Here is a 26,941-nt window from a genome sequence, read left to right as displayed (position 1 = left end):
GGGCGGGGTCTGGGGTGCGGCACTCACGCGTACCACTATCGCGCACCGGCCGCGGGGCCCGGGGCCCGGGGCAGGGCCGGGGCCGCGCCTACTTCCCCAGCCGGTTGGCCGTGTGCACCGCGCGCAGGACCGCGGCCGCCTTGTTGCGGCACTCGGTGTCCTCGGCGGACGGGTCGGAGTCGGCGACGACGCCGGCGCCCGCCTGGACGTAGGCGGTGCCGTCCCGCAGCAGCGCGGTGCGGATCGCGATGGCGGTGTCGGCGTCGCCCGCGAAGTCGAGGTAGCCGACGCAGCCGCCGTACAGGCCGCGCCGGGTCGGTTCCAGGTCCTCGATGATCTGGAGGGCGCGGGGCTTGGGGGCGCCGGAGAGGGTGCCGGCGGGGAAGCAGGCGGTGAGGACGTCGAAGGCGGTGCTGCCCTCGGCGACCTTGCCGGTGACCGTGGAGACGATGTGCATGACGTGGCTGTAGCGCTCCACCGACATGAAGTCGGCGACCTCGACGCTGCCCGGTTCGCAGACCCGTCCCAGGTCGTTGCGGCCGAGGTCGACCAGCATCAGGTGCTCGGCGCGCTCCTTCGGGTCGGCCATCAGTTCGTCGGCGAGCGCCTGGTCCTCCTGGACGGTGGCGCCGCGCGGGCGGGTCCCGGCGATGGGGTGCAGCATCGCCCGCCGGTTCTCGACCTTGACCAGTGCCTCGGGGCTGGAGCCGACGACGTCGACGCCGTCCTCGAAGCGGAACAGGTACATGTACGGGCTGGGGTTGGTGGCCCGCAGTACGCGGTAGACGTCCAGGGCGCTCGCCGTGCACGGCGTCTCGAACCGCTGCGAGGGCACCACCTGGAACGCCTCGCCCGCCCGGATGCGCTCCTTGACGTCCTCGACCGCCGCCTCGTACGAGGGGCCGCCCCAGCGCGCGGTGAACGGCGGCAGGGCGGACGGCGGGAGCGCGGCGGCGCTCGCCGGGGCGGGGCGGGCGAGGTCGTCGGCCATGGCGTCGAGGCGGGCGACGGCGTCGGCGTACGCCTCGTCGACGCCGGTGTCGAGGTCGTTGTGGTTGATCGCGTTGGCGATGAGCCAGACCGTGCCGCTCCAGTGGTCGAGGACCGCGAGGTCGGAGGTGAGCAGCATGGTCAGCTCGGGCAGGCGCAGGTCGTCGGTGGTGCGCTCGGTGATCCGCTCCAGGTGGCGGACGATGTCGTAGCCGAGGTAGCCGACCATGCCGCCGGTGAAGGGCGGCAGTCCCTCGTCCTCGACGAGGTCGCGGGGGGTGTGCAGGGCCTCGACGGTGGCGCGCAGGGCGGCGAGCGGGTCGCCGCCGGTGGGCACGCCGACCGGCGGGGAGCCCAGCCAGTGCGCGGCGCCGTCGCGGACGGTGAGGGTGGCGGCGCTGCGGACGCCGATGAACGAGTACCGCGACCAGGTCCGGCCGTTCTCGGCGGATTCCAGGAGGAAGGTGCCGGGGCGTTCGGCGGCCAGTTTGCGGTAGAGCCCCACCGGGGTGTCGCCGTCCGCGAGCAGGCGGCGGGTGACGGGGACGACCCGCCGGTCCTTGGCGAGCGTGCGGAAGGTGTCGAGGTCCGGAGCGGCGGTGCCGGTGGTTCCCGTGGTCATGGCAGCGGAGCCTACTGGGCGTCGGCCCGTCCCGTGGCGGCGTCAGGCGCTCGCCGACGGGGCGGGCCCGGGGGTCAGGACGTCGGCGTCGAAGCAGGTGCGGGCGCCGGTGTGGCAGGCCGCGCCGACCTGGTCGACCTTGACGAGGACGGTGTCGCCGTCGCAGTCGAGGGCCACGGACCTGACGTGCTGGGCGTGGCCGGAGGTGCCGCCCTTGACCCAGTACTCGTGGCGGCTGCGGGACCAGTAGGTGCAGCGGCCGGTGGTGAGGGTGCGGTGCAGGGCCTCGTCGTCCATCCAGCCGAGCATCAGCACCTCGCCGGTGTCGTACTGCTGGGCGACGGCGGGCACGAGGCCGTCGGGGGTGCGCTTGAGGCGGGCGGCGATCGCGGGGTCGAGGGCGGTGGTGCCGGGGGCCGCGGGGCCGGAGGGGGTGCGGGTGGTCATGGGTTCATTGTGCCGTGCGGCATCCTGCGGGTATGGCCGCAGAACCCTCTTCGTCAGGGCCGCCCCCGGAGCACGATCCGGAGCGGGTGGTGAGGGCCGCGGTGATCGTGCTGCTGGTGGTGTGCGGGGCGGCCGTGGTGATGGCAGGGGTGGTGTGCGGGCTGGCGCGGGGCTGAGCCGGTGCGCGCGGCCGGTTCCTTTCGTCCGGGACGGGTGCGGCGGGGCCCGTGCGGCGTGTGGGACGTCATCGGCGGCGGTGGGGTCGTACGCTGATCACATGTCGACCCATGCGAAGCGCGAACGGCTGCTGCTCGCCGATCTGTTGGAAGGTGTGGGGCCCACGGCGCCCACGCTCTGCGAGAACTGGACGGCGCGGGATCTGGCCGCGCATGTGGTGGTGCGGGAGCGGCGGGCCGACGCGGCCGGCGGTCTCGTGCTCAAGCCGCTGGCCGCGCGGCTGGAGAGGGTGCAGGCGGAGTTCGCCGCCAAGCCGTACGAGGAGCTGATCCAGCTCATCAGGACCGGGCCGCCCCGGATGTCCCCGTTCTCGCTGAAGCAGATCGACGAGGCGTCCAACACGGTGGAGTTCTTCGTGCACGCCGAGGACGTGCGGCGGGCGCAGGAGGACTGGGCGCCGCGCGAGCTGGACCCGGTGTTCGCGGACGCGCTGTGGGCGCGGCTGGAGCGGATGGCGCGGGTGCTGGCGCGGCGGTCGCCGGTCGGGCTGGTGCTGCGGCGGCCGGACGGGCGGACGGTGGTGGCGCGCCGCGGGGCCCCGGTGGTCACCGTGGTGGGCGAGCCGGGTGAGCTGACGCTGTTCGCCTTCGGGCGGCAGGGCGTGGCCAAGGTGACGCCGGAGGGCGACGAGGAGTCCGTGGCCAAGGTGATGACGGCCGGTCTGGGCCTGTAGCTCCCCCGTGCCGCCGGTGCCCCTCGCGGGGGCGCGCCGGCGGCACACTCGTTTCAGCCGTCGCGCACATGGGCCAGCAGGATGCGCTGGAGCTCGCGGGCGGCGCGCGGGGGCGAGACGTCGCCGCGGTGCGCCACGGAGACGACGCGGTGCATGGCGGGGTCGTCGAAGCGGGTGACACGCAGTCCGGAGCGTTCGGCGACCATGCTGGGGACGACGGCGGCGCCGAGACCGGCGCGGACGAAGCCGAGGACGGCGTCCATCTCGCCGCCCTCCACGGTGAACACCGGCTCGAAACCGGCGGCGCGGCAGGCGGCGATGGTGAATTCCCGCAGGTCGTAGCCGCGGCGGAACATCGCGAGCGGGCGGCCGCGAAGGTCCTCGACCCGGATGCGGGAGCGCCGTACGGGCGCGGGACGGTCGGGTGCGGAGACCACGACCAGCTCCTCGCGCAGCAGCTCGGCGGTGGCCAGCGCGGGGGCCTGGACGGGCAGCGGGGTGATGATCAGCGCGAGGTCGAGGGCGCCGTCGGCGAGGGCGCGGACCAGGTCCTGGGAGCCGTCCTCGGTGACGAGGAGTTCGACGCCCGGGTAGGCGCGGTGGAAGGTGCGCAGGACGTCGGGGACGAGGCTGGCGCAGAGGCTGGGCGGGGCGCCCAGGCGCAGCCGGCCGCGGCGGAGCAGGGCCACCTCCTGGACCTCGCGGCGGGCGGTGTCGGCGTCGGCGAGGATGCGGCGGGCCAGGGGCAGCAGGGTCTCCCCCGCGTCGGTGAGGGTGATGTGGCCGCGGGCGCGGTGGAAGAGGTCGGCGCCGAGTTCCTTCTCCAGGGAGCGGATCTGCTGGGAGAGGGAGGGCTGGGCGACGTGCTCGCGTTCGGCGGCGCGGGTGAAGTGGCGGGTGTCGGCGACGGCGGTGAAGTAGCGGAGCTGCTGGAGCTGCATGCTTCATAGGCTATTCCTATGGAGATGAGCTGTTTCCTGTCTTGGACTGATGGGGCCGGTGGTCCCTAACGTCGGGACCCATGGCACTGGACATCCGGACGCGGCCCTCCTTCGCGGCCCTGCTGTGGCGGTCGACCATCGGCAAGAAGGTGGCGATGGCCGTCAGCGGCGCCGTGCTGCTGCTCTTCGTGGTCGCGCATCTGCTGGGCAATCTCAAGGTCTTCTTCGGCGCCGCCGAATTCAACGCGTACGGGCAGTGGCTGCGCACCCTCGGCGCGCCGGTCCTGCACCACGAATGGTTCCTGTGGATCGCCCGGGTGGTGCTGCTCGCCGCGGTGGTGGTCCACGGCGTCGCGGCCTACCAATTGAGCCGTCGCGACATCGCGGCCCGCCCCCGGGGATACGCGCACAGGAAACGCCGGGCGAGTTATGCCACCCGGACGATGCGCTGGGGCGGCATCATCCTGGCGCTGTTCCTCGTCTGGCACATCCTCGATCTCACGACGCTGACGGTGAATCCGCGGGCCGAGGCCGGGCACCCGTACGAGAATCTCGTCGCGAGTTTCGACCGCTGGTACGTCGCGGCCTTCTACATGCTGGCGGTGCTCGCGCTGGGACTGCACATCCGGCACGGATTCTGGAGCGCCGCCCAGACCCTCGGCGCCGGAAGTCCGGCCCGCGACCGCGTCCTGAAGACGGTCGCCAATCTCCTCGCACTGGCACTGACGGCGGGATTCCTCTCGCTGCCGATCGCCGTGCTGACCGGATGGGTGAGTTGACATGACCTACAGCGATTACGGGACCGGCGCGCCGCTCGCCGACGGGAAGGCGCCCGACGGGCCGATCGCCGAACGGTGGGACACCCGGCGTTTCCAGGCCAAGCTGGTGAATCCCGCGAACCGCCGCAAGCACACCGTCATCGTCGTGGGCACCGGACTCGCGGGCGGCGCGGCCGGGGCGACACTGGCCGAGCAGGGTTATCACGTGGTGCAGTTCTGCTACCAGGACTCGCCGCGCCGGGCGCATTCCATCGCGGCGCAGGGCGGCATCAACGCGGCGAAGAACTACCGGAACGACGGGGATTCCGTGCACCGGCTGTTCTACGACACCGTCAAGGGCGGCGATTTCCGCGCCCGGGAATCCAATGTGCACCGCCTGGCGCAGGTGTCGGTGGAGATCATCGACCAGTGCGTGGCCCAGGGCGTGCCCTTCGCCCGGGAGTACGGCGGGCTGCTCGACACCCGGTCGTTCGGCGGGGTGCAGGTGTCCCGGACGTTCTACGCGCGGGGGCAGACGGGGCAGCAGCTGCTGCTCGGGGCCTACCAGGCACTGTCGCGGCAGATCGCGGCGGGCAATGTGGAGATGCACCCGCGGACGGAGATGCTCGACCTCGTCGTGGTCGACGGGCGGGCCCGCGGCATCGTCGCCCGGGATCTGGTCAGCGGCGAGATCCGTACGTATGCCGCCGACGCGGTGGTGCTGGCGACCGGCGGGTACGGCAATGTCTTCTATCTGTCGACGAACGCCATGAACTCCAATGCGACGGCGGTGTGGCGGGCGCACCGGCGCGGCGCCTATTTCGCCAATCCGTGCTTCACCCAGATCCATCCGACGTGCATTCCGCGGACCGGCGACCACCAGTCGAAGCTGACGCTGATGAGCGAGTCGCTGCGCAACGACGGACGGATCTGGGTGCCGAAGAAGAAGGGCGACCGACGGGCGCCCGGGGACATTCCCGAGGCGGAACGGGACTACTACCTGGAGCGTATCTACCCGTCGTTCGGCAACCTCGTTCCCCGGGACATCGCCTCGCGGGCGGCGAAGAACGTCTGCGACGAGGGACGCGGGGTGGGCCCCGGCGGCCAGGGCGTCTACCTGGATTTCGCCGACGCCCTCGCGCGGATGGGCCGCGAGAAGGTCGAGGAGAAGTACGGCAATCTCTTCGACATGTACGAGCGGATCACCGCGGAGAACCCGTACGAGGTGCCGATGCGCATCTATCCCGCCGTGCACTACACGATGGGCGGGCTCTGGGTCGACTACGACCTCCAGACCACCGTCCCGGGCCTTTTCGCGATCGGCGAGGCCAATTTCTCCGACCACGGCGCGAACCGGCTGGGCGCCTCGGCGCTGATGCAGGGACTGGCCGACGGCTATTTCGTCCTGCCGTCGACCATCAACGACTATCTCGCGCGGCACCCGCACCACGACGAGATATCCGCGGACCACCCGGCGGCGGCCGCCGCCCTGCGCGAGACCCGGGAACGGCTCACGGCGCTGCTCGCGGTCAACGGCGACCGGACGCCGGATTCCTTCCACCGCGAGATCGGCGAACTGATGTGGGAGTTCTGCGGAATGTCCCGCACGGAGGAGGGCCTGCGCAAGGCGCTGGACCGCATTCCGGAGATCCGCGCGGAATTCTGGCGGCGCATCAAGGTCCCCGGCACCGGCGAGGAGTTCAACCAGTCGCTGGAGAAGGCCAACCGGATCGTCGACTACCTGGAACTCGCCGAGCTGATGTGCCTGGACGCCCTGCACCGCGCGGAGTCCTGCGGCGGGCACTTCCGGGAGGAGTCGCAGACACCGGACGGCGAGGCCGCGCGGCGTGACGAGGAGTTCTCCTACGTCGCCGCCTGGGAGTTCCGGGGGCCCGAGGGCCCGTCGGCCACGGAGCCCCGCTCCCCCGTCCTGCACAAGGAAGACCTGGTCTTCGAGTACGTCCACCCCACCCAGCGGAGCTACGCATGAGGCTCACCCTGCGCGTCTGGCGCCAGCGGAACACCGAGGCCCCCGGCGCCATGACCACCTACGAGGTCGACGACATCTCGCCGGACATGTCCTTCCTGGAGATGCTCGACACCCTCAACGAGGAGCTGATCCTCAAGGGGGAGGAGCCGGTCGCGTTCGACCACGACTGCCGGGAGGGGATCTGCGGCGCGTGCAGCCTGGTGATCAACGGTGCGGCGCACGGCCCGGAGCGCACCACCACCTGCCAGCTGCACATGCGGTCCTTCCGGGACGGCGACACCATCGATGTGGAGCCGTGGCGGGCGTCGGCCTTCCCGGTGGTGAAGGACCTGGTCGTCGACCGTTCGGCGTTCGACCGGATCATCGGGGCGGGCGGCTACGTCACCGCGCCGACCGGCTCCGCCCCGGAGGCGCACGCCACGCCGGTGCCCAAGCCGGCCGCCGACACGGCGTTCGAGCACGCCGAGTGCATCGGCTGCGGCGCCTGCGTGGCGGCCTGCCCGAACGGCTCGGCGATGCTGTTCACCTCGGCCAAGGTCAACCACCTCAACGTACTGCCGCAGGGCGCCCCGGAGCGGGAGTCACGGGTGCTGGGGATGGTCGCGGCGATGGACAAGGAGGGCTTCGGCGGCTGCACCCTGACCGGCGAGTGCGCGACCGCCTGCCCCAAGGGCATCCCCCTGTTCAGCATCACCGCGATGAACCGCGAGTTCGTCCGCGCGGCCCGCAAGCGGCGCTGACTCACACCGCGGCGGTCCCGATGAGCCCCTCGCGGGTGACGAGCGCGGCCAGCTCCCGCTCGTCCATCCCGTCGGTGCCACCGGGCCGCCGCGGCAGCACCATGTAGCGGCTCTCGGCGCTGGAGTCCCACACCCTGATCAGGGTGTCCTCCGGCAGGCGCAGCCCGAACTCGGCGAGGACGGCGCGGGGTTCGCGCACCACCCGGGAGCGGTACGCCTCGCTCTTGTACCAGGACGGGGACGGCCCCAGCAGACCGATGGGATAGCAGGAACACAGGGTGCACACGAGGACGTTGTGGGTGTCCTCGGTGTTGGCGACGACCTTGAGGCGCTGCTCCTGGATGCCGCCCTTCATCGACAGCCCGATCTCGGGCAGGGCGGCGCCCGCGTCGGCGAGCAGCCGCTCCCGGAATCCCTCGTCGGTCCAGGCGCGGGCCGCGATGCGGGCGCCGTTGAGCGGCGTGGCGTCCCTGAGCATCGAGGCGAGGATCGCGTCCAACTGGTCCTGGTCGACCAGGCCGGCCGCGATCAGCCGTTCCTCCAGCCGCCGGACCCGGGCCGCCACCGGCGTACCGACGTGGTCACCGCTCATAGCTCCGCGCTCCGTTCCAAGGACGATTCCCACAGATCGACCGTGACCTCGTGCCCGCCCGCGCCCCACAGGTCGCGGGCGGCGAAGACGACGGTGTAGACGGTCTCGGCGCGCGGCCGGGCGACGCCCGCCGCTGCCTGTTCGGCCAGCGCCCAGCGGCCCTGCTCCTCGACGACCCGGCCCGTCACCCCGCGCACGTAGCGCGGTACCCGGCTGTGCCCGGCGGGGTCGACGGCGCGCACCCGGACCCGCTCCCCCGCCCGGAACTCAGGCACCGAGCAGCGCCTTCCGCTCCGCGAGCAGGGTCTCGATGGCGGTCAGCCAGCGCTCGTAGTACGACGCCGCCAGGTACGCGCGCGGGTCCATCCGCTCGATGGCGTCCCGCAGCTCGTCGAGCCGGTAGACACCACCGCGCACCAGCGCGGCGTTCAGCGCGAACACCCGCGCCTCCCAGTCCGCGTGGAACGGCGGCTCGTCCGGCGCGATCTCCAGCGCCCCGAACCCGGTCTGGCCCCCGACGTCGTTGACACGGCTCATGGGCGGAGCCTACGGGAGGACCGGGCCGGGCGCAGCGGGGCGTGCGGCGCGCCGTGGTCAGCGCACCGGGTGGCCGGCCTCCTTCAGGGCCTGCTTGACCTCGCCGATGCGCAGGTCACCGAAGTGGAAGACGGACGCGGCGAGCACCGCGTCGGCGCCCGCGGCCACGGCGGGGGCGAAGTGCCCGAGGCGGCCGGCGCCGCCGGAGGCGATGACGGGGATGCCGACGTGCTTGCGCACCGCCTCGATCATCTCGATGTCGTAGCCGTCCTTGGTGCCGTCCGCGTCCATGGAGTTGAGCAGGATCTCGCCGGCGCCCGTCTCGGCGGCGCGGTGCGCCCATTCGACGGCGTCGATGCCGGCGGAGCGGCGGCCGCCGTGGGTGGTGACCTCGAAGGAGCCGCTCGCGGTGCGGCGGGCGTCGACGGAGAGGACCAGGACCTGGCTGCCGAAGCGTTCGGCGATCTCGCGGATCAGGTCCGGGCGGGCGATGGCCGCGGTGTTGACACCGACCTTGTCGGCGCCGGCCCGCAGCAGCTTGTCGACGTCCTCGGCGGTGCGGACGCCGCCGCCGACGGTGAGGGGGATGAAGACCTGCTCGGCGGTGCGGCGGACCACGTCGTAGGTGGTCTCGCGGTCGCCGGAGGAGGCGGTGATGTCGAGGAAGGTCAGCTCGTCGGCGCCCTCCTCGCCGTAGATCTTGGCCATCTCGACGGGGTCGCCCGCGTCGCGCAGGTTCTGGAAGTTCACGCCCTTGACGACCCGGCCGTTGTCCACGTCCAGGCAGGGGATGACTCGGACCGCGAGGGTCATGTCTCCTCGGACCTTTCTGAAAGCTCTCGGAAGGCTTCTAGTTCCACTTCGACCAGCACCCGGGAGTCGACGAAGCCGGAGACCACGACCAGGGTCGAGGCCGGTGGGTGCGCGCCGAACAGTTCCTTGTGGGCGCGTGCGACGGCGTCGACGTCCCGCAGGTGCGTGAGGTACATCCGGGTGCGCAGTACGGCCGTGGCGTCCAGGCCGAACGGCGCGAGGGCCGCCAGGGCGTTGCCGAAGGCGACCCTGGTCTGCTCGTAGGGGTCGCCCTCGCCCTGGAGGACGCCGTCGGACAGCGGCAGGGTGCCGGCGACCAGGACGCGGTCGCCGGCCGCCACGGCGCGGGCGAAGCCGATGGTCTTCTCCCAGGGGCTGCCCGCCGGTACCCGTTCGATGCTCATCACGCTGCCTTTCGCTCCGTCGGGACGGCGCCGCGGTCCGTCGTTACGACACCGCCGCCAGCGCCTCTTCCAGGGTGAATGCCTTCGCGTAGAGCGCCTTGCCGACGATGGCGCCCTCGACGCCCTCCGGAACCAGCGACGCCAGGGCGCGCAGGTCGTCCAGCGAGGAGACGCCGCCGGAGGCGACGACGGGCCGGTCGGTGGCGGCGCAGACGTTCCGCAGGAGTTCCAGGTTGGGGCCCTGGAGGGTGCCGTCCTTGTTGATGTCGGTGACGACGTAGCGGGCGCAGCCCTCGGAGTCGAGGCGGGCCAGCGTCTCGTAGAGGTCGCCGCCGTCGCGGGTCCAGCCGCGGCCGCGCAGCGTCGTCCCGCGGACGTCGAGGCCGACCGCGATCCGGTCGCCGTGCTCGGCGATGGCCTTGGCGACCCATTCGGGGGACTCCAGGGCCGCGGTGCCGAGGTTGACGCGGCGGCAGCCGGTGGCGAGGGCGGCGGCGAGGGAGGCGTCGTCGCGGATGCCGCCGGACAGTTCGACCTTGATGTCCATGGAGCGGGCGACCTCGGCGATCTGCTCGCGGTTGTCGCCGGTGCCGAAGGCGGCGTCGAGGTCGACGAGGTGGAGCCATTCGGCGCCCGCGCGCTGCCAGGCGAGGGCGGCGGCCAGCGGATCGCCGTAGGAGGTCTCGGAGCCGGACTCGCCGTGGACGAGGCGGACCGCCTGGCCGTCGCGGACGTCGACGGCGGGCAGGAGTTCGAGCGTGTGCGCGGGCATCTACAGGGTCTCGATCCAGTTGGTGAGGAGCTGGGCACCGGCGTCGCCGGACTTCTCGGGGTGGAACTGGGTGGCCCACAGCGGGCCGTTCTCGACGGCGGCCACGAAGCGTTCGCCGTGGGTGGACCAGGTGACCTTGGGCGCGGCCATGGTGCTGGTGGTGACCTCCAGCTCCCACTCGTGCACGGCGTAGGAGTGCACGAAGTAGTAGCGGGTGGCGGCGTCGAGGCCGGCGAAGAGGCGGGAGCCCTCGGCGGCGTCGACGGTGTTCCAGCCCATGTGCGGGACGACATCGGCCTTGAGGGGGCCGACCGTGCCGGGCCACTCGTCGAGGCCCTCGGTCTCCACGCCGTGCTCGACGCCGCGGCCGAAGAGGACCTGCATGCCGACGCAGATGCCCATGACGGGGCGGCCGCCGGACAGCCGCCGGCCGATGATCCAGTCGCCGCGGGCCTCCTTGAGCCCGCGCATGCACGCGGCGAACGCGCCGACGCCGGGGACGAGCAGCCCGTCGGCGTTCATCGCCCGGTCGTAGTCGCGGGTGATCTCCACGTCGGCGCCGACGTGCGCGAGGGCGCGTTCGGCGGAGCGGACGTTGCCGAAGCCGTAGTCGAGGACGACGACCTTCTTGGCGGGCGCGGTCATCAGTTCCACACCTCCAGCCGCAGCACGCCGGCGGCCAGGCACATCGCCGAGCCGATGGCGAGCAGGGTGATCAGGCTCTTGGGCAGCTTCTGCTTCCAGAAGGAGTAGACCCCGCCGAGGAGGAAGAGGCCGACCAGGATGAAGGCGGTCGAGAGGCCGTTCACTGCGTGCTCCGGTTCGTGGCGGGCGGGCGGGGGGTCCGGGGCGCGGGGGTCACAGGGCGCCCTTCGTGGACGGGATGGTGCCGGCGGCCCGCGGGTCGGGTTCGGCGGCCTGGCGCAGGGCCCGTGCCAGGGCCTTGAACTGGCACTCCACGATGTGGTGGGCGTTGCGCCCGTACGGGACGTGGACGTGCAGCGCGATCTGCGCCTGGGCGACGAAGGACTCCAGGATGTGGCGGGTCATCGTGGTGTCGTAGCTGCCGATCATCGGCGCGATGCGCTCCGGCTCGGTGTGCACCAGGTAGGGGCGGCCGGAGAGGTCGACGGTCACCTGGGCGAGCGATTCGTCGAGGGGGACGGCGCAGGTGCCGAAGCGGCGGATGCCGACCTTGTCGCCGAGGGCCTGCCGGAAGGCGGCGCCGAGGGCGAGGGCGGTGTCCTCGATGGTGTGGTGGGTGTCGATGTGCAGGTCACCGTCGGTCTTGACCTTGAGGTCGAAGAGGCCGTGGCGGCCGAGCTGGTCGAGCATGTGGTCGTAGAAGCCGACGCCGGTGGCGACATCGACCTGCCCGGTGCCGTCGAGGTCGATCTCGACGAGGACCGTGGTCTCCTTGGTGGTGCGTTCCACCCGTCCGACGCGGGTCATCGCGTGTTCTCCTTCCGTACTGCACGAACCGCGTCGAGGAACGCGTCGTTCTCCTCCGGGGTGCCGGCGGTCACCCGCAGCCAGCCCGGTACGCCGTTGTCGCGGACCAGCACGCCGTGGTCGAGGAGCGCCTGCCACATGGTGTGGGCGTCGTCGAAGCGGCCGAACTGGACGAAGTTGGCGTCGGAGGCGACCACCTCGCAGCCGATCGCGCGCAGTTCGGTGACCAGGCGGTCACGTTCGGACTTGAGCCGGCCGACGTAGCGCAGCAGCGTGTCGGTGTGCTCCAGGGCGGCGAGCGCGGTGGCCTGGGTGACGGACGAGAGGTGGTACGGGAGCCGGACGAGCTGGACGGCGTCGACCACGGCGGGGTCGGCGGCGAGGTAGCCCAGGCGGAGCCCGGCGGCGCCGAACGCCTTGGACATGGTCCGCGAGACGACGAGGTTGGGGCGGCCCTCGATCAGCGGGAGCAGTGAGGGGTGGTGGCTGAACTCGCCGTACGCCTCGTCGACGACGACGAGCGCGCCCGCCGTGCCGGCGCGGGCGGCCTGCGCGGCGTCGTACAGCGCGAGGACGGTGGCGGCGTCGACGGCGGTGCCGGTGGGGTTGTTGGGCGAGCAGACGAAGACGACGTCGGGGCGGTGGGCGGTGATCGCGGCGACCGCGGCGTCGGTGTCGATGGTGAAGTCGTCGCGGCGGGGGCCGGCGAGCCAGCCGGTGCCGGTGCCGCGCGAGATCAGCGCGTGCATGGAGTACGACGGTTCGAAGCCGAGGGCGGTGCGGCCGGGGCCGCCGAAGGTCTGGAGGAGCTGCTGGAGGACCTCGTTGGAGCCGTTGGCGGCCCAGACCTGCTCGGTGGTGACGGTGTGGCCGCCGGTGCGGGTGAGGTAGCGGGCCAGCTCGGTGCGCAGCTCGACGGCGTCGCGGTCGGGGTAGCGGTTGAGCCGGCGGGCGGCCTCGGTCACCCGCTCGGCGATCCGCCGGACCAGCGGTTCGGGGAGCGGGTAGGGGTTCTCGTTGGTGTTCAGCCGGACGGGGACGTCGAGCTGCGGTGCGCCGTAGGGCGACTTGCCGCGCAGTTCGTCCCGGACGGGGAGATCGTCGATACGGGTCACGTGCCTGCTCACTTGCTGTGCGGGGCCTTCCAGTCGGCCCAGTCCTTCGGGTCGCTCCCGGCGAAGCGGGCCTTGATCGCGGCGCCGTGGGCCGGGAGGTCCTCGGCCTCGGCGAGGGTCACCACATGGTGGGCGACCTCGGCGAGCGCGTCGCGGGTGTAGTCCACGACATGGATGCCGCGCAGGAAGGACTGCACGGACAGGCCCGAGGAGTGGCAGGCGCAGCCGCCGGTGGGCAGGACGTGGTTGGAGCCGGCGCAGTAGTCGCCCAGGGAGACCGGGGCGTGCGGGCCGACGAAGACCGCTCCGGCGTTGCGGACGCGGGCGGCGACGGCGGCGGCGTCGGCGGTCTGGATCTCCAGGTGCTCCGCGCCGTACGCGTCGACGACCTTGAGGCCGTCGTCGACGTCGTTGACCAGGACGATCGCGGACTGACGGCCGGTCAGCGCGGGGACGATCCGGTCGTCGACGTGCTTGGTCGCGGCGATCTGGGGGGCCAGTTCCTTCTCGGCGCGGTCGGCGAGCTCCACCGAGTCGGTGACCAGCACGGCGGCGGCCATCGGGTCGTGCTCGGCCTGGCTGATCAGGTCGGCGGCGAGGTGCACCGGGTCGGCGGTGTCGTCGGCGAGGATCGCGATCTCGGTCGGGCCGGCCTCGGAGTCGATGCCGATACGGCCCTTGAGCAGGCGCTTGGCGGCGGCGACATAGATGTTGCCGGGGCCGGTGACGAGGTTGACGGGCGCGCACTCTTCCGTGCCGTACGCGAACATCGCGACGGCCTGGGCGCCGCCCGCGGCGTAGACCTCGTCGACGCCGAGGAGGGCGCAGGTCGCCAGGATCGTCGGGTGCGGCAGTCCGCCGAAGCCGGCCTGGGGCGGCGAGGCGACGGCGAGGGAGCCGACGCCCGCCTCCTGCGCGGGCACGACGTTCATCACGACGGAGGAGGGGTAGACCGAACGCCCGCCGGGGACGTAGAGGCCCACCCGCTCGACCGGGACCCAGCGCTCGGTGACCGTGCCGCCGGGGACGACGGTCGTGGTGACGTCCGTACGGCGCTGCGCGCGGTGGACGAGGCGGGCGCGGCGGACGGACTCCTCCAGGGCGGCGCGGACGTCCGGGTCCAGTCCGGCCAGCGCTTCCTTGAGCGCCTCGGCGGGGACCCTGACCCGGGTCAGCTCCACCTTGTCGAACCGCCGCGCACAGTCGATCAGCGCGGCGGTGCCCCGATGGCGTACGTCCTCGCAGATCGGCCGCACCGTCTCCAGGGCGGCTTCCACGTCGAACTCGGCACGGGGCAGCAGGTCGCGCAGGGCGCCGCCCTCGGGAAGGGCGTCACCGCGCAGATCGATTCGGGAGATCACGTTCCCAGTGTCTCAGACCCGCTCCCCGGACCGGCGCCCGTATCAGTGGGTGATACACCGCTCGGACCAAGGCCGGGGCCGGACGAAGTTGACCGGAGTTGGTCCTCACCGGGCGTGTTCAAGCGTTCACGCGGCGGGAATGGGCCTCCGTACAGGCGTACGCCGCGGGGAGCACGGGCGCGCCGCGGCACTCAGGGCAAGAGGAAGGGGGACCTCCGGTGACCGACCCCGGGTACGGTGACGCACCCGCCGACCTGCAGTTGTCGTCGGCCGAGTGGAGCATGTGGCAAGCGTTCCGGAACGGCAGTACCTGCAATCTGCACCACGGCGATCCGGCCCGGGACGATCCGCACGGACAGCATCTGTGGGGCCCCGGGCGCCGGATACGGGCGCGGGTGGTGGCCCTGCTGCTCCTGGACGGGCCGCCCGCGCAGCCGGGCCGGGTCTCGGCGCTGAAGGTGACCGGCGCGTACATCACGGACGTGCTGGACCTGGCGGGAGGCCAGATCAAGCCATTCGTCGAGCTGCGGGACTGCCGGTTCGAGGCGGAGGTGGTGCTGCCGGAGGCGCGGTTCACCACCCTGCGGCTGGTGAACTGCGCGATACCCCGGGTGGAGGCCGCCCGGGTGCAGACCGAGGGCGATCTCCACCTCCCGCGCTGTGTGGTGCACGGCGGGATACGGCTGACGGACGCGCACATCGGCACGGACCTGCTGCTCAACCAGGCCGTGGTGCACAAGGACCGGGCCGGCCGGTCGCTGATGGCGGACGGGATGACGGTCGGCCAGGACCTCCAGGCCGAGATGGTCGAGTCGTACGGCGAGATGTCGCTGCGCGGCGCCACCGTCGGGGTCTCGCTCAGTCTGCGCGGCAGCCATCTGAGCAACCCGTTCGGGCGGCGGGCGCTCAACGCCCCGCAGCTGACCGTCGAGCGCACCCTCCATCTGACGGCGGCGGGCCTGGCGAACTCCCCGTTCTCCACGGGCACCACTCCCCCGTACGGCGTGGCGCAGACCCCGGGGCGCGCCACCCGCACCCAGCGCTTCGAGTGCGAGGGCGGGATGCGGCTGGACGACGGGCGGTTCGGGGACGCGCTCGACCTGGAGCAGGCGCGGTTCGTCATGGAGACGGACCAGGAGCTGTCGCTGCGCCGTATCCAGACGCCCGAACTGCGGTTCCTGTGCGAGCGGCCGCAGCGCGGACGGGTCATCCTCTCCGGCGCCCGGGTCGTCAACCTCGTCGACAAGGCGGCGAGCTGGCCGGGGCTCGGCGGGCTGTGGATGGCGGGCTTCGCGTACGAGACGCTGATCCCGCGCGGCCGGTTCCCGCTGGCGCTGCGGCTGGCGTGGGTGGCGGCCGCGACGCCCGAGTACGCGCCGGAGCCGTACGAGATGCTGGCCGCGGCGCTGCGCGCCAGCGGCGAGGACGCGGACGCCCGGGAAGTGCTGCTGGCCAAGCAGCGGCGGCGCCGGGAGACGCTGCCGGTGGCGGGCAAGGTGTGGGGCTACCTCCAGGACTGGACGGTGGCGTACGGCTACCGGCCGGGGCGGGCCGCGCTGTGGATGGTGCTGCTGTGGGCGCTGGGCGCGCTCTACTTCGGGCAGGGGCCGCCCGAGCCGCTGAAGGCGGACGAGGCGCCGGCGTGGAACCCGTACCTGTACGCGCTGGACCTGCTGCTTCCGGTGATCGACCTGAACCAGCGCGGCGCGTGGAAGCCGGGCGGCACCGCGCAGTGGGTCGCGGCGGTGCTGATCATCATGGGCTGGATACTGGCGACGACGGTCGCGGCGGGCGCGTCGCGGCTGCTGAGACGGCAGTGACCCGGCATGCGGTGGCGGGCCGGGGCGCGGGCCGGGCGGCCGCGGCCCGGCGTCCCCCGCTTTCGCGCTCCGCGTAGCGCCCGCCGCCCGTTCCCGGCGCGCCAGGCTCTAGGCTTACCCGCTGTGACCTCCGTGCGACTGCCCCTCTTCCCGCTGAACTCGGTCCTGTTCCCGGGTCTTGTGCTCCCGCTGAACGTCTTCGAGGCGCGGTACCGGGCGATGATGCGCGAGCTGAGCGCGCTGCCGGAGGACGACCGCCGGTTCGCGGTGGTCGCCATCCGGGACGGCCGGGAGGTCGCGCCGACCGCGCAGGGCATGCCGGACGCGACCCTGCCCGAGGAGAAGGGCGCCGCCGCGGGCTTCGGCGACGACCCGCTGGAGTGCTTCCACCCGGTGGGGTGCGTCGCGGACGCGGCGACCATCCGCGCCAAGTCCGACGCCCCCGACACCGGCTACGAGGTCCTGGCCACCGGCACCACCCGTTTCCGGCTGCTCTCGGTCGACGCCTCCGGCCCGTATCTCGTCGGTGAGGTGGAGGAGCTGGAGGAGGACGAGGGCGAGGGCGCCGGGGCGCTCGCCTCGGGGGTGGCGCGGGCCTTCCGTACGTACCAGAAGCGGCTGGCGTGGGCGAACGAGCGGACGCTGTCGAGCGGCCAGGACCTGCCGGGCGAGCCGTCGGTGCTGTCGTACCTGGTCGCGGCGGCCGCGGTGCTGGACGTACCGGCCAAGCAGCGGCTGCTGGAGGCGCCGGACACCGCGACCCGGCTCGCGCGGGAGCTGGAGGTGCTGCGCCGGGAGACGGCGCTGCTCGGCAAGCTCCCGTCGCTTCCGGCGGTGGAGCTCACCCGGAAACCGACCAGCCCCAACTGAGAAGAGGCGTACGGGCGTTGTCCAAGAAGGCGAAGAGGACCCGGCAGGACGGGGCGGGCGGTACGCCGGCCACGGTGGCGCTCACCGCGGCGGGTGTGCCCTTCACGGTGCGTTCCTACGACCACGACCCGGCCGCCGCGTCCTTCGGCGAGGAGGCCGCCGAGGCGCTCGGTGTCCCCCCGGAGCGGGTGTTCAAGACGCTGCTGGCGGAGGTCGACGGCGCGCTGACGGTGGCGGTGGTGCCGGTGTCCGGGTCGCTGGACCTCAAGGCGCTGGCGGCGGCGGTGGGCGGCAAGCGGGCCGCGATGGCGGACCCCGCGGCGGCCGAGCGCAGCACGGGCTACGTCCGGGGCGGGATCTCGCCGCTGGGACAGCGCAAGCGGCTGCGGACGGTGGTGGACGCGTCGGCCGGGCGGTGGCCGACGGTGTGCGTCTCGGCGGGGCGGCGCGGCCTGGAGGTGGAGCTGGCGCCCGGTGACCTGGTCGCGCTGACCTCGGCGGTGGTGGCGCCGGTCGGCCGGGGCTGAGCGCGGGCGGGCCGCTCGCGCCCGCCCCCCTACCGCGCCTGGGTCCCGTCCGGCTCCTCCCCCGGTCCGTGCTGCGGGAGGGGCTGGCCGAGCAGGGTCTCCGGTTCCGGGTCGCGCGGGCCGAACAGCCAGGTCAGCACCAGATGCGCGGCCATCGCCCCGATCGGCCAGGCCAGCAGCGCGCCCAGGGCCTGGAGCCGCAGCGGTCCGTCGAAGACCACCTGGGGGCCGACCTGCTTGGCGTGCGCGACGACGTCCCCGGTCGGTCCCGCGAGCATGCCGGTCTGCCAGCCGACGATCGCGCCGAGCAGTCCTCCGACGGTCAGGGCGATCACCAGCGGGACGCCGCCGCGGCGGCGCAGCAGGAAGACCACGACGGCGGCGAGCACGCCGAAGGCGAGGGACAGCAGGACGAAGGTGCCGTCCGCGCCGATCGCCTCCTCCCCCTCGGTGTCCTTGAGGTAGACGTTCCGGGTGTCCGCGATCAGCGGGACCTTCGGTGCCAGCCACACCCACAGCAGGCCGAGCAGCACCCCGCAGACCGCCGACACCAGGGCGGTCAGGGCGGCCTCGCGCAGTTCCCGGGCGAGGGCGCGGGGGTCGTGCCCGGACGGCGGGTGGAGTGGGCCGGGGGCGGCCCACGGGTTGTGCGGCTCTTGGGGTGGCGGGTTGTCGCGTGGCGTCACCCCGTCATCGTGCCAGGTCGCCGGGTCCCCTTCGGCGGCAGGACGCCCGTGCGGGTGGCCGCCGCCGGTCACCGGACCGCCGCGCGGCGGTAGGCCCAGGTCGCCAGGGCCAGGGAGAGCAGGCCGACGGCGGCGCAGACCCCGAGGTCGGTGCCGACCGCGAGCCAGTCGGGGCGGGCGTCGAAGCTGCGGGCCAGCGCCTCCACCCCGTACGTCGAGGGCAGCAGATCGCGGGCGAGGCCGATCGGCCCGGGCATCCGGGAGGCCGGAAGCACCCCGAGCAGCAGCGCCGCCGACATGCCCAACTGGCCGCAGAGGGTGGCGAGTTCGGGGCGCGGGGCGAGCAGGCCGAGGGCGGCGCCGAGGCCGGCGAGGGCCGCGCCGGCCAGCGGGAGGACGGCGGCGAGCACCCACAGGTTGGCCATCGGGAGCTGGAAGAGCACACAGCCGGTGACCGCGGTGACCACCGTCCCGGGCACGGTGAACGAGGCGTAGGCGGCGGCCGCGCCGAGCACCACGGCGGCGGGCGGCACCGGCAGCGTCGCGTAGTGGTCGAGGCCGCCGCCGGCGCGGAGCTGCCCGAAGTACTGGGCCAGCAGGTTGAGCGCCACGAACGCGACGACCAGCACGGTGGAGCCGGAGACCACCGAGCGGGCGGCCTCGGCATCGCCGACCACCCCGCGCATCAGGACCATGATCCCGATGGACTGGAAGGTGGCGACGAACAGCAGCGGGATCCGGGCGACCCGGGCCCGGGAGAGCTGGGCGCGGTAGACGGCGCCGAGCGCGGGCAGCAGCCGGGCGGCCGGGGCGAGGGGGGCGGCCGGGCCGTCCTCCTCCTCGCCGCTCCGGGGCGCCACGGCCTTCGCCGCCCCGGTCACCGCCTGCGCGGGAACCACACTCACACGTTCACCCAGCCTTTCCCGTTACGGCGCCACGGCCGTGGTTCATGCCTTGACCAGCCCCTTCGCGCGTCCGCCGAGCGCCAGGTAGACGTCCTCCAGGCTCGGGGTGGCCAGGGTGAAGTCGTCCAGGGCCGCGAAGGCGCGCCCCCCGGTGACGGCGGCGACCGCGACGCGGGCCTCCTCGGGCGGCAGGCGCAGCGTCCAGCGGCGTCCCGCGACATCGGCGCCGGCGCCGAGCGCGGCGACCTCGGGGACGTCGAGCGGCGGGCGGTCGCGCCACACCAGCTCCAGGCGCACCTCGTCGCTCACCCGCTCCTTGAGCCCGCCGGGGGTGTCGCAGGCGATGACCCGGCCCCGGTCGATCACCGCGACCCGGTCCAGCACGGTCTCGGCCTCCAGCACATTGTGCGTCACCAGCAGGACGGTCGTACCGCGCTCCGCCCGGCGGCGGTCGACGGCCGCCCAGACGGCGCGGCGGGCGACGGGGTCCATGCCGGTGGTCGGCTCGTCCAGTACCAGCAGCGGGCGCTCGCCGATCAGTACGGCGGCGAAGCAGGCCAGCCGGCGCTGCCCGCCGGAGAGCTTCTTCAGGGCGCGCCCGGCGATGTCGTCCAGGCCCAGTTCGGCGATGATCGCGTCGCGCTCGGCGCGGGCCCGCGCGGCGTCGAGGCCGCGCAGCCGGCCGGTGGTCTCCACGGCGAGGGCGACGGTCAGTTCGTCGAGGGCGGTGGACTCCTGGCCCAGGTAGCCCAGCAGCCGGGCGGCGCGCTCGGGGTGGCGCACCAGGTCGTGGCCGAGGACGCGGACGCTGCCGGAGTCCGGGCGCAGCAGTCCGGTCAGCTGGCGCACCAGGGTGGACTTGCCGGCGCCGTTGGGGCCGAGCAGTCCGAAGATCTCGCCGCGCCGCACGTCGAGGCCGATGCCGTCGTTGGCGCGGACGGCGGGTGTCCTTACCGCCCCGCGGCGCCCTCGCGTCGCGGGGTACGTCTTGACCAGGTCCCGCACGGCGCACACCGCCGTGGGGCGCCCCACGTGTCTCGCGCCCGTTCTCACGAGCTATGAGGGTACGCGTCCGCCGCCGGGGCGCGGCCCGCGGGGCGGCCGGGGCGGGGCGGGTCAGCCGCCGTCCGGGGTGTGCTCCGCGGCGCTGCGCAGGTCGACCTCGCGCCAGAAGCCGGCCCGGATCGCGTAGCGGTCGTGCTCGTCGATCTGGTCGTCCTTGTGCGCCAGCAGGCCGAACCGGGCGGCGTAGCGCAGCAGTTCGCCGTCGATGCGGTGCGGGATGCGGGGGTACTCCGAGGAGAGCTGGTGCAGATGGGTCTTCTCGGAGAGCCGCTCGGTCCAGCGGCGGGCGAAGACCTGGCCGACCTCGAAGGGGTCGCCGCTGACCGCGGTGATGTCCTCCTCGCGGTCGGCCCATCGCTGTTCCGCGCTGGTCAGCTGCGCGAGGGTGGGCAGCGAGGCGGTCTCGGGGGGCTCGCCGAGGGGTCCGCCGCGCTCGATCCAGCCCTTGTCGGACGACCAGCGCAGGGTGGCGGTGGGGACCGGTGTCTGCGTGCTCCCGGAGGCGGGGCCGTTGGCGTGGTTGCGGCCGAGGCCGGCGAGGTCCTTGGGGGTGGGGACGCCCTTGCCGTCGCCGGAGCCGGTGGTGGCGGGGGTCTCGCGGGCGGTGGCGGAGCGGGCGGAGCCGTTGGCCGCCGGGGCCTGGCGGGGCTGGTCCGAGGTGCCGGAGGCGGCAGCGGCGGCCGCGGACTCGGGCAGCGGCGCGGAGAGGATCGCGGCGATCTCCGGGCGGGGGGACGGCGGGGCGCAGGGTCCGCCCAGTTCCTTGGCGCGGATGGCGCGGGTGATCCAGGCGCGGTCCAGCACCCGCCGTTCGTCGGCCTCGGCGACCAGGTCCTCGGACTGGTTGTAGTCGCCGTCGGCGGCCTGGACGGCCCAGAGGTGGACGGCGACGCCGTGCTCCTTGGCGGACATCAGTCCGGGCAGCAGATCGCCGTCGCCGGTGACCAGCACGATGTCGGAGCAGGCGCGGTTGCGGGCCAGCTCGGTCAGTTCGGCGTGCATGGCGGCGTCCACGCCCTTCTGGGCCCAGCGGCCGTCGCTGCGGGTGAGGGCGCCGAGCCGTACGGTGACCCGGGGCATCACCCGCAGCCGGCGGTGTTCGGGCTGCGGGACGCGGTCGGGGGCGCCGTCGAACCAGTAGATGCGCAGCAGGGGGCGTTCGGTGTCGGCCTCGGCGCGCCGGCGCAACGCCTGGATAAGGGCGGCGTGGTCCACGGTGATCCGGGACCGGGCGGGCTCTTGGGCGAGCAGGCTCGCGGCGGCACCGAGCAAGTACCCGGCGTCCACCAGGACGACGCAGCGATCCACGTTCCACCCTCTTCCCTGAGGTGCTGAAGTCCGGTCGCCCCCCGCCTCGGCCCGTGGCCCGAGTCCTCTTCCGCTGTGCTTCGAGTCTGCCCGACCGCGCGGGGGTTATCTGCCCGAACTCGATCTTCGGCGTGGCGGATTCGGCGCGGTGCGTGAGCACACCTGTCCACCCCTCCCCTCACCCAGGGTAATTGTCCGAAATGCAGCGCTTTGCTTGGCGTGTCAGTCTGGTCCCGGCCCGGATCCCGGGATCCCCTCAGGAGGCACGATCATGGCCAAGAACAAGAACCGCGACCGCGGCAAGCAGAAGAGCGGCCGCCCCGAGCGCGGGCGCGAGGCGTCCGAGAAGTCGACCATCGAGTCGATCTCGCAGGAGCAGCGGCCCCAGGGCAGTCCGGCGGACGTGGCCCGTAAGCACCAGCGCCGTTTCGGCCACAACTGATCGGTGCCCCATCGCAGTCGAGGGGCGCGCCCGCGGCGGGCGCGCCCCTCGCGCACCTCCGTGCGCCTACCGGGCCCGGTGGCTCAGCCCGCCAGACAGGACGGGCCGAGCAGCACCTTCAGATCGCCGAAGAGGGACGGGTCCGGCGTGACGCGGTGCCGGTCCAGGCGCAGCACCGTCGTCCGGCGCGTCCCCTGGAGCTTGATCCGCACCTCGGTGGAGCCGCGGTGGCTGGTCAGCACCTCGCCGAGCTTCTCCACCAGCGGCGGGGTGACCTTCAGCGCCGGAATGGTGATCGTGACGGGGGCGTTGGCGCCCGCCTCGGAGAGGTCGGGGACCATCATCTCCATGGCGACCAGGCGCGGGATGTCCTCGCGCTTGTCGAGGCGGCCCTTGACGAACACCACGGCGTCCTCGACGAGCTGGGTGGAGACCAGCTGGTAGGTGGCCGGGAAGAACATGCAGTCGAGGGAGCCCGCCAGGTCCTCGACGGTGGCGATGGCCCAGGCGTTGCCCTGCTTGGTCATCTTCCGCTGGAGGCCGGAGATGATGCCGCCGATGGTGACGATCGAACCGTCCGAGTAGTCGCCTCCGGTCAGCTGGGAGATGGCCGCGTCCGCCTTGTCGCTCAGGACGTGCTCCAGACCGAACAGCGGATGGTCGGAGACGTACAGGCCCAGCATCTCCCGCTCCTGGGCGAGCAGATACGTCTTGTCCCACTCGACGTCGGAGAACTCGATGTCGAGACCGAACCCGGGCCCGTCGGAGCCGCCGTCGCCGGCGTCCCCCATGCCGCCGAAGAGGTCGAACTGGCCCTCGGCCTCCTTGCGCTTGACCTGCACCACGTTGTCGATCATCGACTCGTAGTGCGCGGTCAGGCCCTTGCGCGTGTGCCCCATCTCGTCGAAGGCGCCCGCCTTGATCAGCGATTCGGTGGTGCGCTTGTTGCAGACCACCGCGTCGACCTTGTCGAGGTAGTCGGGGAAGGAGGCATACTTCCCCTTCGCCTTGCGGCACTTGATGATCGAATCGACGACGTTCTGACCGACGTTACGGACCGCCGTCAGACCGAAAAGGATCACGTCGTCACCCTGCGCGGCGAAGTTCGCCAGCGACTCATTGACGTTCGGCGGGAGCACCTTGATGCCCATCCGGCGGCACTCGTTCAGATAGACGGCCGACTTGTCCTTGTCGTCGCGCACCGAGGTGAGCAGGGCCGACATGTACTCCGCCGGGTAGTTCGCCTTGAGGTAGGCGGTCCAGTACGTGACCAGGCCGTACGCGGAGGAGTGCGCCTTGTTGAACGCGTAGCCGGCGAAGGGGACCAGCACGTCCCACAGCGCCTGGATCGCCTCGTCGGAGTAGCCGTTCTTCTTGGCGCCGGCCTGGAAGATGGTGAAGTTCTTCGCCAGTTCCTCGGGCTTCTTCTTGCCCATGACGCGGCGGAGGATGTCGGCCTCGCCGAGGGAGTACCCGGCGATGATCTGGGCGGCCTTCTGCACCTGCTCCTGGTAGACGATGAGGCCGTAGGTCAGGCCCAGGACCTCCTTGAGCGGTTCCTCCAGCTCCGGGTGGATCGGGGTGATCTCCTGGAGGCCGTTCTTGCGCAGCGCGTAGTTGGTGTGCGAGTCCATGCCCATCGGGCCGGGGCGGTACAGCGCGGAGACGGCGGAAATGTCCTCGAAGTTGTCGGGCTTCATCAGCCGCAGCAGCGAGCGCATGGGGCCGCCGTCGAACTGGAAGACGCCGAGGGTGTCACCGCGGCAGAGCATCTCGTACGTCTTGGGGTCGTCCAGCGGGACGGACAGCAGTTCCAGTTCGACGCCCTTGTTGGCCTTCACCATCTTGACGGCGTCGTCCATGATCGTGAGGTTGCGCAGGCCCAGGAAGTCCATCTTCAGCAGGCCCAGCGACTCGCACTGCGGGTAGTCCCACTGCGTGATGGTCACACCGTCGGTGTGCCGGACCCAGACCGGGGCGTGGTCGGTGATCGTCTCGCTGGACATGATCACGCCGGCCGCGTGCACACCCATCTGCCGGACCAGGCCCTCCACACCCTTCGCGGTGTCGATGACCTTCTTCACGTCCGGTTCGTTCTCGTACATCGACCGGACCTCGCCCGCCTCCGAGTAGCGCGGGTGCTCCGGGTTGGTGATGCCGTCGAGGTCGATGCCCTTGCCGAGGACGTCGGCGGGCATGGCCTTGGTGATCCGGTCGCCCATCGCGTACGGGTAGCCCAGCACCCGCGCGGAGTCCTTGATCGCGTTCTTGGCCTTGATCTTGCCGTAGGTGCCGATCATGGCGACCTTGTCGGCCCCGTACTTCTCCGTCACATAACGGATCACCTCGACGCGCCTGCGCTCGTCGAAGTCGATGTCGACATCCGGCATCGAGACACGCTCGGGGTTGAGGAACCGCTCGAAGATCAGACCGTGCTCGATCGGGTCGAGGTCGGTGATGCCCATCGCGTACGCCACGATCGAACCGGCCGCGGAGCCACGGCCCGGGCCCACCGCGATGCCGTTGTTCTTCGCCCACATGATGAAGTCGGCGACGACGAGGAAGTAGCCGGGGAACCCCATCTGGATGATGACGTCCATCTCGTAGTCGGCCTGCTTCTGGCGGTCGTCGGGGACACCGCCCGGGTAGCGGCGGGCCATGCCGCGCCGCACCTCCTCCTGGAACCAGGTGACCTCGGTGAAGCCCTCCGGGATGTCGAACTTCGGCATCAGGTCGCGCTTCTCGAACATCCCCGTGGTGTCGATCTGCTCGGCCACCAGCAGGGTGTTCGCGCACCCCTCCTGCCAGGCGTCGGACGAGTCGATGGCGTACATCTCGTCCGTCGTCTTCAGGTAGTAACCCGTCCCGTCGAAACGGAAACGGTCGGGATCGGACAGGTTCTTGCCCGTCTGAATGCACAGCAGCGCGTCGTGCGCCGTCGACTCGTGCGCGTAGGTGTAGTGCGAGTCGTTGGTGACCAGCGGGGGGATGCCCAGCTTCTTGCCGATCTCCAGCAGCCCGTCGCGCACCCGGCGCTCGATCTCGATGCCGTGGTCCATCAGCTCCAGGAAGTACCGGTCCTTGCCGAAGATCTCCTGGTACTCCGCCGCCGACCGCAGCGCCTCGTCGTACTGCCCCAGCCGCAGCCGCGTCTGGAGCTCGCCCGAGGGGCAGCCCGTCGACGCGATCAGGCCCTCCGACCACTGGGACAGCGTCTCCTTGTCCATCCGGGGCCACTTCTGGAGCCAGCCCTCGGCGTACGCGTCCGACGACAGCCGGAAGAGGTTGTGCAGGCCCGTGCTGTTCGCCGCCCAGATCGTCTTGTGGGTGTAACCACCCGAACCGGAGACGTCGTCGCGCTTCTGGTGCGGCTGTCCCCACTGGATCTTGCGCTTGTTGCGCCGCGACTCCGGCGCCACATACGCCTCGATCCCGATGATCGGCGTGACCTCCGCCTTCTTCGCCTGGTGGAAGAAGTCGTACGCCCCGTGGAGGTTGCCGTGGTCGGTCATGGCGATGTGCGTCATCCCCATGTCCTTGCACGCGGTGAACATGTCCTTCAGCCGCGCCGCACCGTCCAGCAACGAGTACTGCGTGTGGACGTGCAGGTGGGTGAAGGGGGGCCTGGACGAGGCTGCCACGGCGCTGTTCCTCCGGGGAAGGGTCGGGGAGAGGGGACGGGTGGGGACGATCCCGAAGTCTACGACCCGGCACCGTCAGGCGGGGCGACCGCGGGCCCCGCACCGCCCCGCGGCGGGGCACTTGGGCACCCCTTCGCGCGTTGTGCCGAACGGAAGATCGTCCCACCGGCCAGGAGGCCCAGCGATGCCGTCCCAGCACGTCCCGGAGCGGGACACCGCGCGACGCGGCGAGGAGATCCTCGCCGCCCTCCGCACCGCCCACGGCGAACTGCGCTCCGCCGACCCCGCGGCCCACCGGGCCCTGCTGCGCGCGCTGGCCGCTTCGCCCACCGCCTTCCACCGCGGCACGGCCTGCCTGTCCCACCGCGACCTCGCCGCGTCCGGCGAGACGCCCTACCTGGACGAGCGGACCGGCCGGGTGTGGATCCACGGCGATCTGCACACCGGCAGCTTCGGCGCGTCCATGGACGCCACCGGACGGCTGGTCTTCGGTGCCGCAGGGTTCGACGAGGCGTACGTCGGCCCGTTCACCTGGGACCTCATGCGGTTCGCCGCCTCGGTGGCGCTGCTCGGCCACGCCAGGGGCTTCGGCGACGGGCGGATCACCGACCTGGTGCGCGGCTGGGCCACCGCCTACCGCGAGCACCTCCGCGCCCTGGCGGCGGACACCCGCGGCACACAGGTGCCGCCGTTCACCCTGGACACCGCCGAGGGGCCGCTGCTGGCCGCGCTGCGCGACGCCAGGGCGCGCACCCGCTCCGGACTGCTGGGCGCGGTGACCGGGATCCGCGACCACGAGCGGCGCTTCACGGCGGGCGCGGGCTGTGTGGAGCTGGACGCCGCGATGCGCTACAAGGTGCTCGACGCCTTCGACGGCTATCTGGAGACGCTGCCGGAGGCGAGCCTGGCCCGCCCGGACTCCTACCGCGTCAAGGACGTGGTGGGACGGCGCGGCACCGGCGCCGACGTCCCCCCGTCCTACGACATCCTCCTGGAGGGCCACGGCGACGCGCTGGAGAACGATGTGGTGGTCTCCATGCGGCGGGCACGGACCCCGGAGGTCTCGCGCCATGTCACCGACACCGCGGTGCGCGGCTGCTTCCGGCACGAGGGCCACCGCACGGTGCTCGCCCGGCGGGCGCTCCAGACGCACCCCGACCCCTGGCTGGGCTGGACGGAGCTGGACGGCGCCGGCCAGGTGGTCGCCGAGGTCGCGCCGTACACGGCCCGGCT

The 26,941-nt window shown here is 72.5% G+C and carries 29 protein-coding genes; 10 read left to right on the top strand and 19 right to left on the bottom strand.

Features of this window, described 5'->3' with window-relative positions; all coding sequences use genetic code 11:
• Positions 1-88: 88 nt before the first annotated feature.
• Together AC51EU_RS08960 and hisI are read right to left on the bottom strand one after the other, a co-directional pair.
• A complete protein-coding gene (locus tag AC51EU_RS08960; RefSeq protein ID WP_496266184.1) occupies positions 89-1,612 on the bottom strand; it encodes an anthranilate synthase component I in 1,524 nt (507 codons plus the stop codon).
• A 42-nt stretch (positions 1,613-1,654) separates the two neighbouring features.
• A complete protein-coding gene (gene hisI / locus AC51EU_RS08955) occupies positions 1,655-2,059 on the bottom strand; it encodes a phosphoribosyl-AMP cyclohydrolase (RefSeq protein WP_496266183.1) in 405 nt (134 codons plus the stop codon).
• 32 nt (positions 2,060-2,091) lie between these two features.
• Between hisI and AC51EU_RS08950 the strand changes: the two genes are divergently transcribed.
• Both AC51EU_RS08950 and AC51EU_RS08945 read left to right on the top strand, forming a co-directional pair.
• Positions 2,092-2,235 (top strand): hypothetical protein, encoded by a 144-nt coding sequence (locus tag AC51EU_RS08950; protein WP_496266182.1) that lies wholly within the window; start codon positions 2,092-2,094, stop codon positions 2,233-2,235.
• A 101-nt stretch (positions 2,236-2,336) separates the two neighbouring features.
• Positions 2,337-2,969, top strand: a complete 633-nt coding sequence (locus tag AC51EU_RS08945) for a TIGR03085 family metal-binding protein (protein WP_496266181.1) — start codon at positions 2,337-2,339, stop codon at positions 2,967-2,969.
• Between the two features lie 53 nt (positions 2,970-3,022).
• Here AC51EU_RS08945 and AC51EU_RS08940 read toward each other — a convergent pair whose 3' ends face one another.
• The gene (locus AC51EU_RS08940; RefSeq protein WP_496266180.1) at positions 3,023-3,910 is read right to left on the bottom strand and encodes a LysR substrate-binding domain-containing protein; all 888 of its coding nucleotides are present in this window, start codon (positions 3,908-3,910) and stop codon (positions 3,023-3,025) included.
• 80 nt (positions 3,911-3,990) lie between these two features.
• On the opposite strand from AC51EU_RS08940, the gene AC51EU_RS08935 reads away from it, so the two are divergent.
• Genes AC51EU_RS08935 through AC51EU_RS08925 form a run of 3 tightly spaced genes read left to right on the top strand, consistent with a single transcriptional unit; the run spans position 3,991 to position 7,398 of the window.
• Positions 3,991-4,689: a succinate dehydrogenase cytochrome b subunit gene (locus AC51EU_RS08935; protein ID WP_496266178.1), complete on the top strand. Its 699-nt coding sequence runs from the start codon at positions 3,991-3,993 to the stop codon at positions 4,687-4,689.
• Between the two features lies 1 nt (position 4,690).
• On the top strand, positions 4,691-6,658 hold the full coding sequence (locus AC51EU_RS08930) for a fumarate reductase/succinate dehydrogenase flavoprotein subunit (protein ID WP_496266177.1): 1,968 nt from the start codon (positions 4,691-4,693) through the stop codon (positions 6,656-6,658).
• Positions 6,655-7,398, top strand: coding sequence for a succinate dehydrogenase/fumarate reductase iron-sulfur subunit (locus tag AC51EU_RS08925; protein WP_496266176.1), 744 nt, complete (start codon positions 6,655-6,657; stop codon positions 7,396-7,398). The genes AC51EU_RS08930 and AC51EU_RS08925 overlap by 4 nt, the downstream gene beginning before the upstream one ends.
• 1 nt (position 7,399) lies before the next feature.
• On the opposite strand, the gene AC51EU_RS08920 is transcribed toward AC51EU_RS08925, so the two are convergent.
• Genes AC51EU_RS08920 through hisD form a run of 11 tightly spaced genes read right to left on the bottom strand, consistent with a single transcriptional unit; the run spans position 7,400 to position 14,444 of the window.
• Positions 7,400-7,990: a nitrile hydratase subunit alpha gene (locus AC51EU_RS08920; RefSeq protein ID WP_496266174.1), complete on the bottom strand. Its 591-nt coding sequence runs from the start codon at positions 7,988-7,990 to the stop codon at positions 7,400-7,402.
• Positions 7,987-8,265, bottom strand: coding sequence for an SH3-like domain-containing protein (locus AC51EU_RS08915; protein ID WP_496266173.1), 279 nt, complete (start codon positions 8,263-8,265; stop codon positions 7,987-7,989). Before AC51EU_RS08915 ends, AC51EU_RS08920 begins: the two co-directional genes overlap by 4 nt.
• The gene (locus tag AC51EU_RS08910; protein ID WP_496266172.1) at positions 8,258-8,527 is read right to left on the bottom strand and encodes a hypothetical protein; all 270 of its coding nucleotides are present in this window, start codon (positions 8,525-8,527) and stop codon (positions 8,258-8,260) included. Before AC51EU_RS08910 ends, AC51EU_RS08915 begins: the two co-directional genes overlap by 8 nt.
• Before the next feature lie 57 nt (positions 8,528-8,584).
• On the bottom strand, positions 8,585-9,340 hold the full coding sequence (gene hisF / locus AC51EU_RS08905; RefSeq protein ID WP_496266171.1) for an imidazole glycerol phosphate synthase subunit HisF: 756 nt from the start codon (positions 9,338-9,340) through the stop codon (positions 8,585-8,587).
• Entirely contained in the window at positions 9,337-9,744 is a 408-nt protein-coding gene (locus AC51EU_RS08900; RefSeq protein ID WP_496266170.1) for a RidA family protein, read from the bottom strand. Before AC51EU_RS08900 ends, hisF begins: the two co-directional genes overlap by 4 nt.
• A gap of 43 nt (positions 9,745-9,787) precedes the next feature.
• Positions 9,788-10,516: a bifunctional 1-(5-phosphoribosyl)-5-((5-phosphoribosylamino)methylideneamino)imidazole-4-carboxamide isomerase/phosphoribosylanthranilate isomerase PriA gene (gene priA / locus AC51EU_RS08895; protein ID WP_496266169.1), complete on the bottom strand. Its 729-nt coding sequence runs from the start codon at positions 10,514-10,516 to the stop codon at positions 9,788-9,790.
• Positions 10,517-11,161, bottom strand: coding sequence for an imidazole glycerol phosphate synthase subunit HisH (hisH, locus tag AC51EU_RS08890; RefSeq protein WP_496266168.1), 645 nt, complete (start codon positions 11,159-11,161; stop codon positions 10,517-10,519). It lies immediately after the preceding gene.
• Complete coding sequence (locus tag AC51EU_RS08885; protein ID WP_496266167.1) at positions 11,161-11,325, bottom strand: CG2302 family histidine operon protein; 165 nt, start codon at positions 11,323-11,325, stop codon at positions 11,161-11,163. Before AC51EU_RS08885 ends, hisH begins: the two co-directional genes overlap by 1 nt.
• 49 nt (positions 11,326-11,374) lie before the next feature.
• The gene (gene hisB, locus AC51EU_RS08880; RefSeq protein WP_496266166.1) at positions 11,375-11,968 is read right to left on the bottom strand and encodes an imidazoleglycerol-phosphate dehydratase HisB; all 594 of its coding nucleotides are present in this window, start codon (positions 11,966-11,968) and stop codon (positions 11,375-11,377) included.
• On the bottom strand, positions 11,965-13,083 hold the full coding sequence (locus AC51EU_RS08875; protein WP_496266164.1) for a histidinol-phosphate transaminase: 1,119 nt from the start codon (positions 13,081-13,083) through the stop codon (positions 11,965-11,967). Before AC51EU_RS08875 ends, hisB begins: the two co-directional genes overlap by 4 nt.
• Positions 13,084-13,091: 8 nt before the next feature.
• Complete coding sequence (gene hisD / locus AC51EU_RS08870; RefSeq protein ID WP_496266163.1) at positions 13,092-14,444, bottom strand: histidinol dehydrogenase; 1,353 nt, start codon at positions 14,442-14,444, stop codon at positions 13,092-13,094.
• A gap of 218 nt (positions 14,445-14,662) precedes the next feature.
• Here hisD and AC51EU_RS08865 point away from each other — a divergent pair, with 218 nt between their 5' ends.
• From AC51EU_RS08865 to ybaK, 3 genes are all read left to right on the top strand, one after another.
• Positions 14,663-16,264, top strand: a complete 1,602-nt coding sequence (locus tag AC51EU_RS08865; protein WP_496266161.1) for an oxidoreductase — start codon at positions 14,663-14,665, stop codon at positions 16,262-16,264.
• A 123-nt stretch (positions 16,265-16,387) separates the two neighbouring features.
• Positions 16,388-17,134, top strand: a complete 747-nt coding sequence (locus AC51EU_RS08860; protein ID WP_496266160.1) for an LON peptidase substrate-binding domain-containing protein — start codon at positions 16,388-16,390, stop codon at positions 17,132-17,134.
• Between the two features lie 17 nt (positions 17,135-17,151).
• Complete coding sequence (gene ybaK, locus AC51EU_RS08855; protein WP_496266159.1) at positions 17,152-17,661, top strand: Cys-tRNA(Pro) deacylase; 510 nt, start codon at positions 17,152-17,154, stop codon at positions 17,659-17,661.
• A 29-nt stretch (positions 17,662-17,690) separates the two neighbouring features.
• Here ybaK and AC51EU_RS08850 read toward each other — a convergent pair whose 3' ends face one another.
• From AC51EU_RS08850 to AC51EU_RS08835, 4 genes are all read right to left on the bottom strand, one after another.
• Positions 17,691-18,347, bottom strand: a complete 657-nt coding sequence (locus AC51EU_RS08850) for an ABC transporter permease (protein ID WP_496266158.1) — start codon at positions 18,345-18,347, stop codon at positions 17,691-17,693.
• Between the two features lie 68 nt (positions 18,348-18,415).
• On the bottom strand, positions 18,416-19,252 hold the full coding sequence (locus AC51EU_RS08845) for an ABC transporter permease (RefSeq protein WP_496266157.1): 837 nt from the start codon (positions 19,250-19,252) through the stop codon (positions 18,416-18,418).
• A gap of 42 nt (positions 19,253-19,294) precedes the next feature.
• Positions 19,295-20,284 carry an ABC transporter ATP-binding protein gene (locus tag AC51EU_RS08840; RefSeq protein WP_496266156.1) on the bottom strand — a complete coding sequence of 330 codons (990 nt, stop codon included), beginning with the start codon at positions 20,282-20,284 and terminating at the stop codon, positions 19,295-19,297.
• A gap of 84 nt (positions 20,285-20,368) precedes the next feature.
• Positions 20,369-21,625 (bottom strand): NYN domain-containing protein, encoded by a 1,257-nt coding sequence (locus AC51EU_RS08835; RefSeq protein WP_496266155.1) that lies wholly within the window; start codon positions 21,623-21,625, stop codon positions 20,369-20,371.
• A 271-nt stretch (positions 21,626-21,896) separates the two neighbouring features.
• On the opposite strand from AC51EU_RS08835, the gene AC51EU_RS08830 reads away from it, so the two are divergent.
• Positions 21,897-22,067, top strand: coding sequence for a hypothetical protein (locus tag AC51EU_RS08830; protein ID WP_496266154.1), 171 nt, complete (start codon positions 21,897-21,899; stop codon positions 22,065-22,067).
• An 83-nt stretch (positions 22,068-22,150) separates the two neighbouring features.
• On the opposite strand, the gene dnaE is transcribed toward AC51EU_RS08830, so the two are convergent.
• A complete protein-coding gene (gene dnaE / locus AC51EU_RS08825; protein WP_496266153.1) occupies positions 22,151-25,708 on the bottom strand; it encodes a DNA polymerase III subunit alpha in 3,558 nt (1,185 codons plus the stop codon).
• Between the two features lie 184 nt (positions 25,709-25,892).
• Here dnaE and AC51EU_RS08820 point away from each other — a divergent pair.
• A partial coding sequence (locus AC51EU_RS08820; RefSeq protein WP_496266152.1) for a DUF2252 family protein occupies positions 25,893-26,941 on the top strand: 1,049 nt, incomplete at its 3' end.

It is taken from the genome of Candidatus Streptomyces philanthi (assembly GCF_059553635.1).
This window is presented reverse-complemented; position numbering and strand designations above follow the sequence as displayed.